9 protein-coding genes are annotated in these 18,498 nt (G+C 57.2%); 3 read left to right on the top strand and 6 right to left on the bottom strand.

Translation table 11 applies throughout. The features are described from left to right. Window positions 1-129: 129 nt before the first annotated feature. The 4 genes from Pla100_RS29500 to Pla100_RS29485 form a co-directional block, all read right to left on the bottom strand. Window positions 130-2,874, bottom strand: a complete 2,745-nt coding sequence (locus Pla100_RS29500) for a circularly permuted type 2 ATP-grasp protein (RefSeq protein WP_146582853.1) — start codon at window positions 2,872-2,874, stop codon at window positions 130-132. Between the two features lie 36 nt (window positions 2,875-2,910). Further along, entirely contained in the window at window positions 2,911-6,318 is a 3,408-nt protein-coding gene (locus tag Pla100_RS29495; protein ID WP_146582851.1) for a transglutaminase family protein, read from the bottom strand. 81 nt (window positions 6,319-6,399) lie between these two features. Next, on the bottom strand, window positions 6,400-7,368 hold the full coding sequence (locus Pla100_RS29490; protein ID WP_146582849.1) for an alpha-E domain-containing protein: 969 nt from the start codon (window positions 7,366-7,368) through the stop codon (window positions 6,400-6,402). A gap of 442 nt (window positions 7,369-7,810) precedes the next feature. Next, window positions 7,811-9,334, bottom strand: a complete 1,524-nt coding sequence (locus Pla100_RS29485) for a circularly permuted type 2 ATP-grasp protein (protein ID WP_146582847.1) — start codon at window positions 9,332-9,334, stop codon at window positions 7,811-7,813. Between the two features lie 403 nt (window positions 9,335-9,737). On the opposite strand from Pla100_RS29485, the gene Pla100_RS29480 reads away from it, so the two are divergent. Then, window positions 9,738-10,871: a hypothetical protein gene (locus Pla100_RS29480; RefSeq protein WP_197168340.1), complete on the top strand. Its 1,134-nt coding sequence runs from the start codon at window positions 9,738-9,740 to the stop codon at window positions 10,869-10,871. A gap of 172 nt (window positions 10,872-11,043) precedes the next feature. Here Pla100_RS29480 and Pla100_RS29475 read toward each other — a convergent pair whose 3' ends face one another. Further along, window positions 11,044-12,561, bottom strand: a complete 1,518-nt coding sequence (locus tag Pla100_RS29475) for a carboxypeptidase M32 (protein WP_146582843.1) — start codon at window positions 12,559-12,561, stop codon at window positions 11,044-11,046. Between the two features lie 125 nt (window positions 12,562-12,686). Next, window positions 12,687-15,752, bottom strand: coding sequence for an ATP-dependent DNA helicase RecQ (locus Pla100_RS29470; protein WP_146582842.1), 3,066 nt, complete (start codon window positions 15,750-15,752; stop codon window positions 12,687-12,689). Between the two features lie 124 nt (window positions 15,753-15,876). Between Pla100_RS29470 and Pla100_RS29465 the strand changes: the two genes are divergently transcribed. Together Pla100_RS29465 and Pla100_RS29460 are read left to right on the top strand one after the other, a co-directional pair. Continuing rightward, a complete protein-coding gene (locus Pla100_RS29465; protein ID WP_146582840.1) occupies window positions 15,877-17,034 on the top strand; it encodes a DUF481 domain-containing protein in 1,158 nt (385 codons plus the stop codon). Between the two features lie 137 nt (window positions 17,035-17,171). After that, window positions 17,172-18,086 carry an aldo/keto reductase gene (locus Pla100_RS29460; protein ID WP_146582839.1) on the top strand — a complete coding sequence of 305 codons (915 nt, stop codon included), beginning with the start codon at window positions 17,172-17,174 and terminating at the stop codon, window positions 18,084-18,086. The last annotated feature ends 412 nt before the right edge of the window (window positions 18,087-18,498 follow it).

Raw genomic sequence — 18,498 nt, 5'->3', positions numbered from 1 at the left:
ACAAAGCCGTTTGTGCATCGCGTATCATGTGAAAGAGCCTTCGTGTTTTTCCTAAGTTGTCGTCAGATAACAACTTGGACGCACGCAAGGCTCTTTTCGTTCAATGCTGATGAATAATCCGGGCTAGGATCACGTTGCCGCAGGGGCGTTGATTTGTTCGCCGGTAAGCGACTGCGTTTGGGAAGTGTGAATCAGGTAACGGGCTTCGATCGCGGTTGCGAGTTTGGGCATCCCTTCGCAGACGGCGTCGAGCAGTTCGGCCAACTGTTTTCGGTTCCCTTTTTCGTCCAATCGCGATAACTCGATCGCGTCGCAAACAAGTAGCTGCCTCATCAAATCGGCCGCGAGTCGTTCGTCTTCGCCCAGACCGACTTGATGCGACGCGGTCGGAAGGTCGACAAGTACCTTTTCAATATCCTGTAATTGAAACCGCAGCGATCGTGGGTTGGATTCGTCCGTGACGAGCAAGTCGATCGTCGCGGCGGGTTGAACGATGGCGAGATAGCGAGAACGGTACGTCATTAAACTATCCGTCGCGTCGAGAATCGCTTCGCACAACTCGCTTTCATTGTTCATCGGCTTGACCAATCCGGCCGACAAGAGTTCAGCCGTTTGGTGCGCTCGTTCGATCCGCCGGCCGAGCAAAACGAATCGCCAGCCGTGGGTGCGGGTCAAACTCTCCGCCGCCAAACCGCTGAATCCAAGCAACAATGTGATCGAGTGGTTAAGCCGTTCGATGGCTGCGATCACGTTCGCGCCGCGAGGCCGTGGTTTGACGACGATCTCGGTGTGCAAACTGCGAAAAATGCGGTAAGCATCGAGCGAAATCCGGTCGCGAACGGCGGTTGCGTTCCGCAACGCACCGACGGCGGCGGATTGCAATCCACGCGACGTCGACGTATCGAAGACGCTCGCCGGTAACATCATGTCCAATCGTGGCATCGCGCCGTCGAGTCCTTCGATCGCGTAGTCGGGTTCGAGTTGCCCCATCGCGGCGAGCGCTTTGACCAGCCGCGGCATCTCCGACATCTCGTTGTATTCGTCTTCGCCGGCCAGCCGCGTGAGCGTCGTTCGCAACAACCTAGCGATCGATTCGCATCGCTCGACATATCGTCCCAGCCAAAACAAATGTTCGGCTACGCGACTGGGCAATTCCGAACCGCTGCGACGAAGCTGAACGATTTCCGATTCAGGAGACAACAACGTGACTTCGTGATCGACCGGTGTATCGCTGATGACCCAGCAATCCTGAGTCAATTGACCGCTCGTCGGTGATTTTCCTAGCAAGTCCGGCTTGGGGCTGACTCGGGCGAGTCCTCCCGGCAACACCTCGATCCCGGTTGGCGTTTGCAACTGAAACGATCGCAGCGTCAAGTACCAGGGCTTCAGCTTGCCTTCCACCCAAACCGGCGTTTGGCTGTGCGAAAGCTGTTCTTGACCGACGAACCGACACGGGTCAGCCTTGATCCGCCGAATGATGTCGTCGCGTTGTTCGGCGGTTCGCGTTTCAGGCACTGACGGATGGGTGTCGTTGATCGCGTAGGCACTGCGAATGATCAAGCGATCGAGATTATCGAGTACGAATTGACGCGGGCCTTCGTGACCGCACCAATAGGTCGCGACGCTGGGTAGTAACATTTCTTCGCCGAGCAAACGTTTCGACGACGCTTGCAAGAACGGTAGCAACGCGGGCATCTCGGCCAGCGCCGTGCCCATCGAATTGACAACGGCAACGTGTCGCTCGCGAATCATCTGCAGCAATCCCGTGCAACCCTCATGCGAAGTCGGGTCAAGTTCCAAGGAGTCGCACTTGCGATCGGAGATATGTCGCCAGAGGACTTCGATCGGCAACAGGCCGCCGAGCGTTTTCAGGTTCAATCGTTGCCCACGTACCGCCAAGTCGCGGCCTTGAACCAAGGTGTAACCGAGATAACGAGCCAAGTACGCGTCTTCAAATTCGCGATAGCTGCCCGGTCCGGGCGTTAGCAATGCGATCCGTGGATTCTCTCGCAAACGCGGAGCCAGAGAACGAAAATGACTACGCAGCGATTCGAAAAACGGAGCCAACCGTCGGACATTGGCACGACGATGCAAGTGGGGCAACGCCCGACTGAGCACGATCCGGTTTTCGAGCAGATATCCCAATCCGCTCGGCGCACGGGTACGATCGCCTGTTACCCACCATCGACCGCGTTGGCCGCGAACGACGTCGAACGCCGTGACATGCAACCGTTGGATCGGATAATTGGCCATCGGATCAAAGTGCATCGGCCCGTCCGGTCCCGAGCGGGTTACGGGAGCATGGGCGCGGGTGGTTGGATTGGCCTGCCCGGGATCGATCATCCGGCGGCGTTCCTCCAATCGGTGGTAGGCGCGATAGAACCGAGGGTTGCTCCACAGTAATTCGGCGGGAATGATCCTTTCGTTGATCAGGTTTTGTGGCCCTAACAAATCCGCCAAGACGGCTTCGAGCAAACGCACCCGTTGGCTCAAGCCGCTCGACAGGGTTTGCCAATCGCGATCAGCGAAGGGAATCGGAACCGTCGCGAGTTGCCAGGGCCGCGAGGGTTCGATCTGCAGCTTTCCGCCGGTTTGATTGGCCGAAAGTCCGCCGGGTGATAGCTCTCCGCCGACGCCGTCGATAAACGGTTGTTTGGTATCGACCTGAAACGTCAGCCCGTTTTCACGGATCAATTGTTCGATCTGCTCCGTCCGATCGATCAGACCGCTGGCACCGATCCGGTTGAGGGTTTGTTCGATGGCGAACCAGTGCGGGCGAATCTGCCCGTCATCATTGCGGCATTCGTCGTAGGACCCCGCCAACTTCTGGTAGTTCAGGAGCGACAGAGCGGGGGCGGCGGCGGTGGTCGTCAAATCAATTCATTCCGGTCGAGGGGCGGGGAACGTTGATTATAGCCGACGCAAATCCATCGTAACCGGGTAGGGTTCGTTGCCCGTTCGTGGCGGCAGATTGGGGACCTGAATTTCGCCTCCGGTCATCGTAAAGGCATCAAATCTCGCCGCTCGGCGGGACTCGGCCTCTTTCGCGTTGATCGGAAAGTTATCCGAGCAGACGCCGCCGGGATGAACCGCATGGTACGTGCACCCCCCCACGCTGCGGCGGGCTTTGATGTCGACGAGGTCGATTTGGAGCGGTGTGTGGATGCCGATCGTCGGGTGCAGACAACGTGGAGGTTGCCAAGCCCGATATCGCAATCCCGCGACCGCTTGACCGGTCACGCCGGTGCGGTGCAGCGGCACGCGATGGCCGAAACAGGTGATCGCGTAGCGATCCGGATCCATGCCCTCGACCAAGATTTGCAATCGTTCAAGCGAGGAGTCGACGAACCGCGACGTGCCACTGATCCCGGGCTCTTCGCCCATCACGTACCAAGGCTCGATCGCGCTGCGGAGCTCGATCTTCACTCCGTCGACGATCAATTCGCCCATGATCGGAAAGCGAAACTCGTGGTGGGGGGCGAACCAATCGCCGTTGATCGGAATGCCCAATCGCGTCAGCTCGCCGCACAAGTCCTGCAAGTCTTGCCAAACGAAATAAGGCAACAGGAACCGGTCGTAAAGCATCGGCCCCCAAGTCTTCAGCGGCTGATCGTAGGGCGTCTTCCAGAACGCGGCCACGCAGGCGCGGATGAGCAGTTGCTGCGTCAAACTCATTTGTGAATGCGGCGGCATTTCAAACCCACGCAATTCGACCAGGCCCAATCGCCCGGTCGAGCTGTCCGGTGAGTACAACTTGTCGATGCAGATTTCAGCACGATGGGTATTGCCCGTCAGATCGACGAGAAGGTCGCGGAACAATCGGTCCACCAACCACGGTGGCACGTCCGAGCCGACCGGCGGCATCTGAGCCAACGCGATCTCCATTTCGTAAACCGAGTCCGGACGAGCCTCGTCCATCCGCGGCGCTTGGCTGGTCGGGCCGATGAACTTTCCGCTAAACAGATACGCCAACGAAGGATGGTTGTGCCAAAAACGAATCATGCTGCCCAAGACATCGGGACGTCGCAGGAACGGGCTGTCGGCCGGCTTGGCTCCCCCGAGCACGACGTGGTTACCGCCACCGGTTCCGGTGTGATGCCCGTCGAGATCAAATTTTTCAGTTCCTAAACGAGAAAGCCGGGCTTCTTCGTAAAGCGTCTCGGTCAATTGAACGAGCGAACGCCACGTCGCCGACGGTTGAGTGTTGATTTCGATCACGCCGGGATCGGGCGTGACCTTGAACAGATCGATCCGTTCGTCCGGCGGCGGCAGGTAGCCTTCGACGATCACGGGTAAGTTCGTGTTCACGCAGGTCTGTTCGACGGCGGAAACCAGATCGAGGTAATCTTCCAATCGCTGTGCCGGAGGCATGAATACGTGCAACCGCCCGAACCTTGCTTCGACGCACAACGCCGTGTGAACGATCGTGTCACTGGTCGGCAAGTCGTCGTCATCTTCGTCGTCGAGAGTTTGTTGATTGACCGGAGTGGTGGGAATATCGGGGCGATCGAATCGTCCTGCCGCCCCGCCACCGGTACCGCCTTGGCTGGCCGCGACGTAGGCTTCGTTCCCCCGCGGCATTGCGGCGGTTTGAAAGCGGGTCGTTTGCAGCGGTCCGTGCGGCATCGTCGGATCCGCCGGGGTGGTGTAGAACGGCGCCGAACTGAACGAAGCGGCCGGCAGTCGGTCCAACGGCAACCGCAATCCGATCGGCGATTCACCGGGGATCAGATACAGTTTGCCCCCACGAACCGGCCAAGTCCCGCCGATCCAACCCGGTTGAGCTTGCCACCAAGCGCGGCGGAGCGGAAGCACATACCCGACCGGGGTTCCCAAGCCATTGCCGAACGTCCGCATCAACATGGCGCGTTCATTGGGGTCGTTCAGACGCGGGTCCGCCGGATCGATATCGACCGGCAAGCGATCTTCTTTCCAAAGGTAATGAAAGATGTCCTCGTGAACCGGGAAGGTCATCTTGGCACTGATGCCCAGTTCCCGGGACAAACTACGAATGAATTTTTGCGCGTCTTCGTGGGTGTGCTTGTAGTCCTTGCCTTCATCGGCAAGCCATTGTTCGTCGTGCCAAATCGGTTCACCGTCGCGTCGCCATAAGCAGGTCAACGCCCAACGAGGCAATTGTTCGCCGGGGTACCATTTGCCTTGTCCGTAGTGCAGCAAACTGCCGCGGCCGATTTGCTCGGTCTCGGTCAACTTGGCGCGGAATCGTTTCAGCACGACGTTGCTGAGAACTCGTTTGTCTTCGCCGACCGCGTCGGTGTTCCACTGCGGATGGTCCATGTCGTCGATCGAAACGAATGTCGGTTCGCCGCCCATCGTCAGACGAACGTCGTTTTCCTGGAGCATTTCGTCGACGGTGTCCCCGGTCTGTAAGATTTCTTTCCAGACGGTTTCGGTGTACGGTTTGGTAACCCGTGGGTCTTCGTGAACTCGCGTAACGGACATCTCGTGTTCGAATTCGACTTCGCACACTTCATGCCCGCCTGTGATCGGGGCGGCTCCGGAATAATTCGGCGTGCAGGCCAGCGGGATGTGTCCTTCACCGGCGAGCAGACCGCTGGTCGGGTCCAACCCGACCCAACCGGCTCCAGGAAGGAAGACTTCCGTCCAGGCGTGCAGGTCACAGAAATCCTCAGTCGGTCCAGACGGCCCGTCGAGTGATTCTTGGTCGGCGGCTAGCTGGATCAAGTATCCCGATACGAACCTCGCCGCCATCCCCATGTGGCGAAATGCGTCGACGAGCATCCAAGCCGAGTCACGGCACGAACCGCTGTTGAGTGTTAACGTTTCTTCGGGAGTTTGGACGCCGGGCTCGAGTCGAATCTTGTAGTCGACGCGTTGCTGCGCCAATCGATTGACGTCGACGCAAAAATCGATCGTTCGGTCGCTGGTCTTAGGGAGCGTATCGATCCAGGTCTGTAGCGCCGGCGACATCGGTCCCGGTTCGAGATACGGGATCAATTGTTTTTTCGTGTCGGCGTCGTATTCGAACGGCCAACTCTCCGCCGATGAATCGACGAAGAATTCGAAAGGATTGATTACCGTCATGTCGGCGACCAGATCGACCGTCACGCTCAGATGATTGACGGGTTTTTCGAATACCAACCGCGCCACCGGGTTGGCGAACGGATCCTGTTGCCAGTTCACAAAATGGTTCTCCGGCGAGACCGTCATTTGATAGGACTGGATCGGTGTTCGACCGTGGTAAGCGGGCCGCAATCGAACGACTTGCGGACCAAGATGCACGAGTCGGTCGTATTGATAAGACGTTTTGTGATGCAGAGCAACGCGAATGGTCATGAGCTGTTTTTCAATGGATGCGTTAAAGGGCACGCGGCTAGGGCTAGTAGCGACTATCGCTACGATCGGCAAGCTTTCCGACTAATCGGTTAAAGTAACTGAAGTCGTAGCGGCCGCTTGGAAGTAATCTTGGCCGAGGGTGTCGCCGATCGCGTTGAGTTCTTGTTGCAGGCCGTCGACGAACTCGTGCATCCCGCCGGCGAGGACCTCTTCGACCTCGGTGAACGATAGACGGTGCTTGAGCGCGTCGACTTGTTTGCTCGATGCCCGTTGCGTTCCTTGAAGGGACGCTTTGTCGATCTCATCAAGGGACCAGCCCGCCGAGGCGACGCAGTGCAGTACCGATCGTGGGAACGCGCGATGAAACAAGAAGAACCGAACGACGTTGTTCAGATCGATCGAGTGGTGGTCACGGCGGTAAGCTTCGAAACCGCTGATCGCTAGCAACAAGGCGGACCACTGCAAATCGTCGATCGCCGTGCCGACGTGCTCGACGCTGAGCAAGAGATTGAAATACTTGACGTCCAAAATGCGAGATGTCTTATCGGCTCGCTCGAGCATCCGGCCCAGGTTCGCGAAGTGCCAGCCGGTGTCTTGGGCCATCGTGCTGGTTAAGATCCCGCTCCATAGCAACGTCTGCTTGCGGATCTCGTCGAAGAATTGGCTGTTTCGATCCAACGATTCGTTGCAGGAGGCGTCATTGACGAAGTGATAAAACTCGTTGATTTGTTCAAAGGCTTCCGACGAGAGTTTTTCCCGCACGCCGCGGGCGTTTTCTCGAGCCGCTCGCAAGCACGTGACCATCGAGTGCGGGTACTCTTCGTCGAATGCTAAAAACTGAACGACGGTTTCTTGGTTGGGTAAACCGTACTTCTTTTTGAACCATTCTTCGTCCCCGGTGACTCGGACCAGCGGGTCCCATGGGTCCACCAGGTTTTCTGGTTGATCGAGAATGAGGTTGAGAGTGACTTCTAAGAACCGGGCATGGTTCTCGGCTCGTTCGATTTGACGACCCATCCAGTAGATTGATTCAGCGACGCGGGAAAGCATGGAGTGGTGAGTAGCGAGGGGCGAGTTGCGAGTTTTTTAAAATACTTAAACTTAAACTTAAACGTCAACTTAAACTTAAACGTCAACTGCGGCTCGTAATCAGCCGCAACACGCTAGGGGCGTGTTGATTAAATCGTAACCCGAAGCGTGAGCGAGGGATTAAGCGCCATTAAGGCGTTTGTATGTGTCCCTCGCTGACGCTTCGGGTTACGATTAAATCAACAGCCCGCTAGCCACGGGCTTCTCAAGGCGGATCATTCACCGCAAGGCCCGCGGCTAACGCCGTCGGCTCACAAAATCAACAGCACGCCAGCGCGTTGCGGCTGATATTGCAGCGGGTGATGTTCTTGGGATGAGTACTCGGGTTTGTGTTTAAGTTGAGGTTTAGGTTTAGGTTTAGGTTTTCTGATGAGCTGGGAATGGACGGTTTGGCGAGGGTGAGCTAAGGACGCGCGACGATTTGGCCGGGGCTGGCGACGACCCAGGTATCTTTGCTGCCGCCGCCCTGGGACGAGTTGACGACGAGTGACCCTTTCTTCAGGGCAACTCGTGTCAAACCACCGGGTAAGACGTAAACATCGTCGGGGCCTTCGCAGAGAATATAAGGTCGCAAATCGACGTGCCGACCTTCGAGATGATCGCCGACCATCGTGGGCACGCGGGAGAGTTGCAGTGTCGGTTGGGCGACGTAGTTGCGAGGGTTCTCTTCGATTTTCTGGGCGAATTCCGCTCGTTGTTCTTTCGTCGCGTGCGGTCCGATCAAGATCCCGTAACCGCCCGATTCGCCGGCCGCCTTGACGACCAACTGGTCCAGATTAGCCAACACATATTTGCGGTCTTCCTCGCGTTGGCAAAGGTACGTCGGCACGTTGTTGAGGATCGGTTCTTCGCCGAGGTAATAGCGAATCATCTCGGGAACAAACGCGTAAACGACTTTGTCGTCTGCTACGCCGGTACCCGGTGCGTTGGCTAACGCGACGTTACCGGCGCGGTAGGCCCTCATCAAACCGGGGACTCCGAGCACGGATTTTTTGTTAAAGACTTCCGGATCCAAGAACGTGTCGTCGACGCGGCGATAAATCACATCAACGGATTGCAGTCCGTCCGTCGTCCGCATGAAGACGCGATCACCTTCGACCAAGAGGTCGCGTCCCTCGACCAACTCCACGCCCATTTGATGGGCCAAGTAGGAATGTTCGTAGTAAGCGCTGTTGTAGACACCCGGGGTCAAGACCACGACGGTCGGATTGGGCAGGTCATCGGGAGCCATCCGTCGTAGCATTTGATACAAGCGCGACGGATAATCGTTGACCGGTCGCACCAATGAATCGGCAAACGCGCGAGGAAAGTTCTTTTTCATCACCGAACGGTTTTGAAGCACATACGAGACCCCCGAGGGACAACGTAAGTTATCTTCGAGGACAAACACGTCCCCTCGATTGTCGCGAACCAAGTCCGTGCCGGTGATGTGGCACCATACGTCCCATGGCGGTTTCAAACCCATGCACTCGGGCAAGTAGTGCGGGCAGGAGTCAACGATCTCCGCCGGGATGATGCCTTCGTTGATGATCGCACGCTCGTTGTAAACGTCCGAAAGGAATCGGTTTAGCGCCCGGATGCGTTGCTTCAAACCGGATTCAACGTCCGTCCAAACGTTCGCCGAAAGGATTCGAGGAACGATGTCGAAGGGCATGATCTTTTCGGTGCCCTGTTCGTCGCTGTAGACGGTGAACGTGATGCCCATTTGATACAGCGATCGCTCGATCGCCTTTTGGCGGCGAATCAATTCGCCGACCGGCAAGCGGTTGATTAACTCAACCAGCGCGATCGAATCGGGGCGGGCGACGCCGTCGTCGTCGACGACCTCGTCGTAAAAGTTTTCGGTTTCGTACTGCGTTAAACGCGGCAGCTCACGCTGGGACGGCGTAACCGCCGCGGCGCTGCCCGATTGTGACTGGGACTGCATCGATATACATCTTCTCGCACCCGTCAGTCCGCCTCTGACAGTTAGGAAAGGGATCCTTGGAATGGACAGAGTGTAACCGAATCTGCACGCGACGTGAGCGGTAGTTGTCCGCCAATCACTAACGACGTCTGGCCGTCCGCAAGCATCGCCCCACGGTAAAGGCATTTGCCATTGTCGGACCGCCTTGCGAACGCGAACCTGCTCCACTGCGTATCCTCTAAGCTGATTTATCTATCTCGCGTCTCTTCAAAGGCTTCGATCCGAAGTGCCCCCTATTGATCCGGCCCGCAAACGTCGCTCGGCGCAGCGTGATTGGTTGTCAAAGTCTCGAAACTCGGCCAGTTTCGGACGGGGGGTGCGTTGGCTGCTGTTTCCTGCTCGAACCATTGATTGGTCCGTGGCAATGTCCTTGCCGTTGGGGTTAATGGCAATCTTGTTGTTGATTGCGGTGCCGGCGTTCCTTTCGGACGAAGCTCCTTTGGGAGCGGTCGAGTCGAGTTTCATGCTCTTGGCGGTATGGGCATTGGGTTTGATGGGGCAGTGTTTGATCGCCCAATTTTGGTTCGGGCAACGGCGCAGGCGAAACGAAACCTCCCGTTTTAAACCTCGCGGAGCGCCATCTACGAATGTGGTCACATTGACCATCGGCGGTATCTGGGCAGCTCCTCCTTCGGAAGAGCCGACGTTGGATGACGTCACGCCGGCCGATCGCGAACAGGCGGTACCTAGGATCGACACTGGTGCTTCGCGATTGGTGATGATGTGGGCGAGCGTTTTGGCGGCGCTCGGCGTCGCGGCCTGGGTATGCCTGATCGTCGACGGGCAATCGGAATCGGGGGTCGATCGCCCTTGGGTCGCGGCTGCCTGGATGTTTGGTTTGCAGGCGATTTGGCAGGTGCTGCCAATGCCTCAATCGCTCGGCCGAGTCGGATGGTCGGTGGTTCTCGGTTGGTTGTCCCCCACGCTATCCGCGGAACAATCGTCCGATACGAGATCGCTCGAGCCATGGGAGTCGTTCGATGCGGCCGAGCGCCGCGATGCTACGATCGGGCCGGATGCGTTGATGAGTACTCGGAGGGTTCGCTGGTGGGTTCTCGGCTTCGCGTTCTCGACGTTGATTGTTGGAATTCTAGCAATTCGATTGGCGGGCTTTACAACCGAGTCAGGTGGACAGCCGCTTCCCGTGTTCGCCGGCGTGGTGTTGATGTCGATGTGGTTGTTTGCCTCCTCGCGAAACGAAGACCTCTTTGCGATCGCACTGACCTTGTCGGAGAACGGCGAGATCGGACGGCTGGCCAATGCACTTCATCCGATCGCGGCATGGCGAACAATTCGAGACATGAAATCGCAACGCGATCGCACCACGCGGTTGAAAGCCGCCGTTGCGGCAGAGCGCGCCGAGGCGAGCGACGCGGCCCGCGTTGACGAGATCTTGCAACGCCTGCACGAACAGGGACCGGATTCGTTGAGCCGAGACGAACGCGATCTGTTGCAACGCGTCAGCGAAGCGATCCGTCGCCAACGATCAGGTCGCTAAGGCTGGACCATCAAAAATTTGGTATCGCGGCAATTCACCATTGCGCGAGTTGTCACCTCCGATATCCGGTCTCGCCTCTCCCGTTTCGGGGAGAGGGGCTGGGACCCGGATGTCTTGTCTTGATGGGCGACGGTCCGGTGAAATTCATCACCGACTCGATCGAGGAAGAATTCTAACTTAAGTCGTAGACCCGCGCGTAACGGTCTCGCAGACTTTTGATTAGTGGTCGGGCAGACAACGGCTTGCCGGTCGCCCGTTGGACTAGTTCATCGGCTGAATACTTCCGACCGTGGGCATGGATGTTGGTTCGCAACCAAGTTAGCAGTGGTTCGAACTCGCCCTTGGCGGTGAGTTGATCGACTCCACCGAGCGATTCATCAGCGGCCTCAAATAATTGTGCCGAGACCAAGTTACCTAAAGTGTACGTTGGAAAGTACCCAAACAAGCCCGCACTCCAGTGCACATCTTGCAACACACCGTCGGCCGCCGATGGTGGTCGGATGCCGATGACTTGTTCGTATCGGTCGGCCCATGCGACCGGTAGATCGTCGGTGGATAAGTCACCGGACATCAACGCTTGCTCCAGTTCAAATCGGACGATGATGTGCAAGTTGTAAGTAGCCTCATCCGCTTCGACACGAATCAAAGACGGCTCCACACGATTGAACATCGCGTGTAACTGATCGACCGAGACATCCGCTAATTGTCCCGGAAAAGTGTCTCGAATTTGAGGTGCGAAATGTTGCCAAAATGCGTGCGATCGTCCGACCAGGTTTTCCCAAAGTCGCGACTGAGATTCATGGATCCCTAGCGAAGCGTACGCGCCCGGCGGCAAGCCGTACCAATCGGCGGGCAAACCTTGTTCATACAGCCCGTGTCCGGCCTCGTGCAATGTTCCAAAAATCGACGTGGGTAACCAGTTCGATTCGTAACGCGTCAAGATTCGGCAATCGGACGGGCCGAGCGTTGTACAAAATGGATGTGAGGTCTCGTCGAGACGACCGCGTTGGAAATCGAACCCGATTGCTTCGGCCAATACATGCGACCACTTCCGCTGGGCGTCGATCGGGTAGGCCAACTTGAGCAAACGATCATCGACTTGGCGGGGAGACGTTTGAATCTCGCCGATCAGTTCGACGAGTTCGGATCTCAAACTGGCGAAGACATCGACCAAGTACGCCACCCGTGCTCCGGGTTCGTATTCGTTGAGCAACGCTTCGTAGGCAGATTGGCCGTCTTCAGCGATCGCCTGGCCGACCTCGCGTTGCAAACCAATCATCTCGTCGAGTGCGGGTTGGAACAGGGAATAGTCGTCGGCCTTGCGGGCTGCGTCCCACACGCCTTGGCCGCGCACGGTTGCCGACGCCACCGCTTCGACGAGTCGTTGAGGGAGCTTCGTTTGCTTTTCAAAATCCTTGCGGACCAAACGCACCGTCGCCCCGATGTCGCTGTGCGGGTCGGATGCCTCGTCCCACTGGACCAATTGATCGAGCCACTCACTCAGACACGGTGCGGTGTTGCGTGAGTGAACCAGGCCTCGTAAGTGAGCGACCTGTTCGGCGCGAAAATCGGCGGCGCCTCGGGGCATACCAGTGCGTTCGTCCCATTCGGCCAAGGCAGCGGTCGCCTCGATCAGGGAAGTTTGACGCAGATGGTCGCGGAGTGATTGAAAGGTTTGTTCGTTGTTCATTGTTGGATTCTCGTGTGAGATTGGTTCGAACTAGCAATCAGCCGTACCGCGATAGCGTGCGGTTCCCAGTGACAACCGCACGCTATCTCGTTGCGGCTGATTGCTGTTGAGAAAGAGTCGGAAGGCTAGGCGGTGTCCAGGTTCGAAAGGGCTTTGGCTAGCATTCGGGTACGTTCTTGGCTGCCGCCCCAAGCGGGCTCGACACGGTGGCCGGCTTGAGCGGCGGCGACCAGATGCGCGATCAACCCTTCGATGCGGACGCCCCGGATTTCGCTGATTTGTTCGAGGGTGTATCCGTCTCGGCATAGTTTCCACGTCCAATAACCGGACTGGGTAGGTGCCTCTGCTGAGCTGATTGGTGGAGTCGAAGATGATTCGGTCACGGACGATGCATTTGACGAAGTCGGCTCCGGTGTAGGTGGTGGTTGCAGTGCTGCGGGGGCCGTCGTCGATTCCAAGTTCTGGCCGGTCAGCTTCGAGGTCGCAAGGGACTTTCCCGTGTTGTCATGCTCTGACATCGTTTGGGCGATCAAGTCCAGCAGATCGCTACCGTAGGCCTCCATGAACTCCGTGCTGACCCCCGGCACCGTCTCCAGTTGGGTCGCGTTGGCGGGGCGAATTTCAGCGAGGCGGTCGATCGTCGACCCGCTTAGGATCCGGTGTGGCGACACGCCCAACGCGGCCGATCGTTTGCGGCGGAATCGCTTCATCCGGTCGACAAGTTCTCGCGTGAGAACCTTGTCTGGATCTTCGATCAGTAAATCTTGCAAGGCCGCAACGCCTGACGATTCAGGAACCGACTCGGGTTCGGCTGTTCGTTCCGATTCTGGATCGGCGTTGGGGGCAACCGCATGGGACGGGGCCGGACCGGTGGCAACGGATTCGGACGGTACCCCTCGTTCTTCTTCGCCGTCGACGTCACCGGACTCGATCAATGCGGCAAGCTTGGCGAGTTTCTTGGCCATGCGATGTTTCAATTGAAACGACGACGGCAACGGCTCGGCGCGGTTCATCACGCGGCGTCCCGAATCGGTCATGTGAATCGTCGGTCGGCGTTCACTGATTTCTTTTTGTTCAAGCAAACCGGCATTAAGCAGTGCATCCATTGCCTCGGCCAATTCGGTTTGCGTGCATCCGCTGAGCATTCCGTAAGTGCTCAATCGATCGAGTCTCAGCTGCGTGATTTTTTTGTTTTTCGATCCTGCCAACATTTGTGCGATCAGGTTCTTGCCTAATCGTCCGTGCGTTCGAACGACGCCTGATAGGATCACGCGAATCGCCGTGAGCAAATGCTGTTGGTCGACGTCGGGATAATTGATCGACATTGACGGGGAACCGATTTCGGATCCCGCCACGATCATGGCGCCATCACGAACCAGTTTCCCACCGACCGGGTCGCAGCGATCGCATCGCGTGCAATCCTCGGCGAGCGGATCGCCAAAGTAGTCCAAAATCACGCGTTGTCGGCACTTCGAGGCTCGCGCAAATTCGATCACTGCTTCGAGCTTGTCGTATTCGGCCTGTTTTCGGACGGCGAGTTCGTCGAAATCGATTTCCAATTGATCAAACGGGAGGTCTCGACGGGTAATGTGAACAGCCCGGCCGCGAAACGGCGGGATATAGTCGAACGCGCGCAACTTGGTGAGTTCTCGCAATTGCGTGCTGACTTTCGCACGATCCATTCCGGCGAGTTTGGCAAGGTAATCCGGACGCACGTAGACGTCCTCACCGCGTCTTGATCCGACGACCTTCTCGACGGCGGCCATCACCTTGCGTTTGATCTTCGCTTCGCGAGGTAAGAAATCCAGCATCGTCGGCGCGTCCGAATCGATTCGCACGACGGCTTGATTCGATCCCGCGTCGAGGCGTTTGAGAACCCCGGCTCGGGCGAGCAGGGTTTCCGATGTGCTGATCGCTTCGGTTCCGTCGCGAACTTGGATGGCTTCCTTGACTTGATCCAAGGTCAGCTCGATCGGGTCTTCGGTTCGCGACAGCAAGAATTCATAGACCTTCTTGACGGTCTCTTTGGAAGGGTAGCGATTCTCGATAAAGAATTCTTGGATTTGGCGATCGAAATATGCGAACAACAACAAGCACTCGCTCATTTGCCCGTCGCGTCCGGCCCGACCGGCTTCTTGATAATACGCTTCGAGTGATCCGGGAATGTTGAAGTGAACGACGAAGCGAATGTCGGATTTGTCGATGCCCATGCCGAACGCGTTGGTCGCCACGATCGCGGAAAGCTCGCCTTTCATGAACGACTCTTGTACTCGCTTGCGATCATCGGGATGCAGACCCGCGTGATAGACGCCGACCTTACGTCCGGTTTTTTCTGGCAACCATTCGGCGATCTCTTCACAACGTTTGCGGGTCGCCGCGTAGATGATTCCGGTACCGTCGCGATGACGAAGGTAGTTTTGCAGGACGGTTTGTTTAGCCGTATCGTTGTTGCAAGATTCGACGCCGAACTTCAAATTGGTGCGAGCGAAACCGGTTACGAAAATCTTGGGGGCGTCCAAGTTCAACAGCCCGCAGATGTCGTCACGAACCGTCGGCGTGGCCGTTGCCGTCAGCGCGATCGTTTGCACGCCGCCGAGGTAGCGATCGCGAAATCGTCCCAGCCGCGAATAGTCCGGGCGAAAATCGTGGCCCCACTCGCTGACACAGTGCGCCTCGTCGACGGCCAATAACGAAACGTCCGCCTTGGCCACCGCTTCGAGAAAGCGGCCGTTGCGGAGCCGTTCCGGCGCGACGTAGATCAAATCCAACTTGCCGGCGGCCATTTCGTCCATGACCGATTCTTGCTGGCCCTGGGACAGCGAACTGTTGATCAGTTTCGCTCGGATGCCACGCGAAACGAGCGTATCCACCTGGTCTTTCATCAACGCGATCAATGGCGAAACCACGATCGTGGTTCCTTCGCGAGCCAAAGATGGCAATTGATAGCAAAGACTCTTGCCCCCACCTGTTGGCATCACGCATAAGCAATCATGTCCTTCGGCGAGTGCATCGACAACACTTCGTTGACCGGCACGAAAACTCTGCAGTCCAAACCGCGACAACAGCGACTCGGGATCGTTCGTGGTCGGACGTACCGGGCGGGGCGTCCTTGCCGGTGAGAGGGAAGTCGTCGATTGGGGCGACGGAGAGGACATCCGTGGTGCCTGCGATGGGAAGGATGAGGGTGCCATGAGGTGATCCAAAGGCCCTTTATAGCAGTTTCGACTTTTGATGGACAAACGTGAACGGAATTCATCTTCCTGCTCGTGCGGCGAATGTGGTAGGACACCGAGGCTTACTCGCTAGGGGAGATCCATGTTCTATCAATATCTGTTTTCTTTGTTCACCCGGTCGGGTCGGCTTACGCTGCTCGGCGGTGGCCTGCTCGCGTTGTTCACGTTCGTTATCACCGGGCCTGCCCATGGTCAGGACTGGAAAAGTGGTCAATCGAATTGGAACGGTAACAGTTACGAAACGCTGCCGCCGCCCAAGGCGCCGACCTCTGCGGCCGCTGCGGTTCCGCAGCCAACACCGCAGTCGACACCGCTGCAGCTCAATGAACCGATTGATCAATGGGGCCGCGAGTTCGGGTTGTCCGACGCTGCGTTGGAATCGCCTGTTGTCGCTCCGGGTGGTGCTGAACGCGCCGCCGTGAACGCGCCATTGCCTCTCACCGATGGTCCGGGTACCGCCCCGGCGATCGGTAGTGGGATGCAATCGCTGCCGATGGGTAATGCGATATCCGAAGGCCAAACTTTCGATGCACCTCCCCTGCAAGAAGATGTCGTTCGCTGGTACGAGATACCTTGGCGATGGGTCACCGATGGTTGGGACAATCACGCTGAATTCGGGCTCGATGGCAGCAGCGGCAACGCCGACACATTGGCGATCCAAACGGGTTTGGAGATGAAACGTAAAACCGATCGTTACACGCTCTCGCTAGACATCGACTACCGACAAGCCAGTGCGAACAATCAAACGACCGAAGACAACGGACGACTGAATTTGGACTACGACCGAATGTTCAAAGAGTCGCCTTGGTCGGCGTTCGGCAAGTTCGGCATGGAGTTCGATGAATTCAAAGCCTTCGATCTACGTTTGAACTTCAACGGCGGCTTGGGATACTACTGGATTCGCAACGACACGACCAACTTTGTCAGCCGTTTCGGTGCCGGTGCGTCCAAGGAGATCGGATCTCCGGACGACGATTGGATCCCTGAAGCCGTGTTCGGTCTCGAAGCCGATCACCAGATTTCATCTCGTCAAAAAATCAAAGCGAAAGTGGACTATTTCCCCGCGTGGAATGATTTCGCCAACTACCGGATCGTCACCGATTTGGCGTGGGAAACGTTGCTCGATAGTTCAGACAACCTTTCACTACGACTCTCCGTTACCGACCGATACGATAGTACGCCTCAAGGTGCTGAACCAAACGATTTCTATTACTCGGCTCTTCTGCTTTATAAGTTTTAGCTCCCACCCGTGTAGGCTGGGTCGCAGCGATAGCGGAGACCCGGCAGACCAGTGACAGGTGACAGGTGGCTGGTGTTTGCCGGGTGTTCGTCGTCAAGGCCCTCCTCCACCCAGCCTACGACAGCTACGATGGTGTGATGGGAAATGAACCTTTGTTTCGAAAAGAAGTTATCCTTGGCCTTTGGCCGATCGCGGGTGTGACCACCATCGGCGTCACCGAGAAAGATGCGATCACGACGATCGAGACTGCGATCGAATGCGGTGTCACGACCTTTGACACCGCTTACGGCTACGGGCTCGACGGGGAATCCGACCGCTATCTCGGATCGGTTCTCGGCCAGGATGACGACCCGGTTCGGTTCCACGTCATCGGCAAGGTGGGACAGCGGTATGTCGATGGTCAGCGTGTCATCGATGGAAGACCGGAAACGCTGCGAAGCGACGCCGAAGAATCGCTTTCACGAATCGGCATTTCTAAGTTTGGTACGTTGATGCTGCACAGCGTCGATGACCAAACACCGATTCAAGAAAGCGCCCGAGCCCTTCGTGATCTTCAAATGCAAGGCTTGGCTGATCGGATCGGTTTGTGCAACGCCACCGCCGAGCAACGCCGACGGTTCGCCGAAGTGGTTCGATGCGACGCGATTCAGTGCCCGTTGAATCTTCTGCAGACCGATCATCTTTCCGACGTCATTGCCGACGCGGCGCTTTCGGGAAGCGACGTACTCGTGTACTGGACCTTGATGAAAGGACTCTTGGCCGGCAAGATCGGCCGCGACCATGAATTCGCTCCCGGCGACAGTCGACCTGGATATGCGGTCTTTCAAGGTGATGCGCGTCGTCGTGCGCACGACGTCGTTGACGGTCTCATCGAATTGGCGACCGAGTTAGACATCACGGTCGCTGAGCTCTCGGTATCGTGGGCGTTATCCCAAGTCGGCGTGACGGCGGCCTTGGTTGGCGCCCGCCGACCCGACCAAATCCGGGATGTCGCCGGGGCGAAACCCTTGTCGGATTCCATCCTGATGCAAATGAACGAACTAATTGGCTAGTGCTTCGTCAAACCCTAAAATTAGGGTTAGCGAAGTGAGCCGACATCGCTAGCGGGCTGTTGATTTAGTCCTCATCGAAACCCGAAGCGTGAGCGAGGGATACATACAAAGGACTTAATGGTGATGAATCCCTCGCTCACGCTTCGGGTTACGATTAAATCGACACGCCCCTAGCTGCGGGCATTGCTCAACGCCCGACGCTAGCGCGTTCGGCTCACCCAAAAATTTGATTTTGACGAAGCACTAGTATTCCATCGCAGCTTGGTTTTCGGGTAGAAAAAGGTCTTTAAGCCCCTCTTCCCCCGAGACCACGGACGGTCGAATGTCAAACCGCAAGCTCTATCGTATCAAGCTGACAGACGAAGAACGCGAAACCTTTGCCAAGGTAGCCACCGGTAAACGTGGCAAGCTG

Origin of the sequence: Neorhodopirellula pilleata, from assembly GCF_007859915.1 — a bacterium.
GTDB lineage: Bacteria > Planctomycetota > Planctomycetia > Pirellulales > Pirellulaceae > Rhodopirellula > Rhodopirellula pilleata.
The sequence above is the reverse complement of the archived record's forward strand: the minus strand, read 5'-3'. Positions and strand labels throughout refer to the sequence as shown.

What these genes read in the sequence shown, in the direction of transcription:
- Pla100_RS29460 (WP_146582839.1), top strand. Translation starts at nt 17,172, where the DNA reads ATGGGAAATGAACCTTTGTTTCGAAAAGAAGTTATCCTTGGCCTTTGG.
- Pla100_RS29490 (WP_146582849.1), bottom strand. Translation starts at nt 7,368, where the DNA reads ATGCTTTCCCGCGTCGCTGAATCAATCTACTGGATGGGTCGTCAAATC.
- Pla100_RS29470 (WP_146582842.1), bottom strand. Translation starts at nt 15,752, where the DNA reads ATGGCACCCTCATCCTTCCCATCGCAGGCACCACGGATGTCCTCTCCG.
- Pla100_RS29485 (WP_146582847.1), bottom strand. Translation starts at nt 9,334, where the DNA reads ATGCAGTCCCAGTCACAATCGGGCAGCGCCGCGGCGGTTACGCCGTCC.
- Pla100_RS29465 (WP_146582840.1), top strand. Translation starts at nt 15,877, where the DNA reads ATGTTCTATCAATATCTGTTTTCTTTGTTCACCCGGTCGGGTCGGCTT.
- Pla100_RS29475 (WP_146582843.1), bottom strand. Translation starts at nt 12,561, where the DNA reads ATGAACAACGAACAAACCTTTCAATCACTCCGCGACCATCTGCGTCAA.
- Pla100_RS29495 (WP_146582851.1), bottom strand. Translation starts at nt 6,318, where the DNA reads ATGACCATTCGCGTTGCTCTGCATCACAAAACGTCTTATCAATACGAC.
- Pla100_RS29480 (WP_197168340.1), top strand. Translation starts at nt 9,738, where the DNA reads ATGTCCTTGCCGTTGGGGTTAATGGCAATCTTGTTGTTGATTGCGGTG.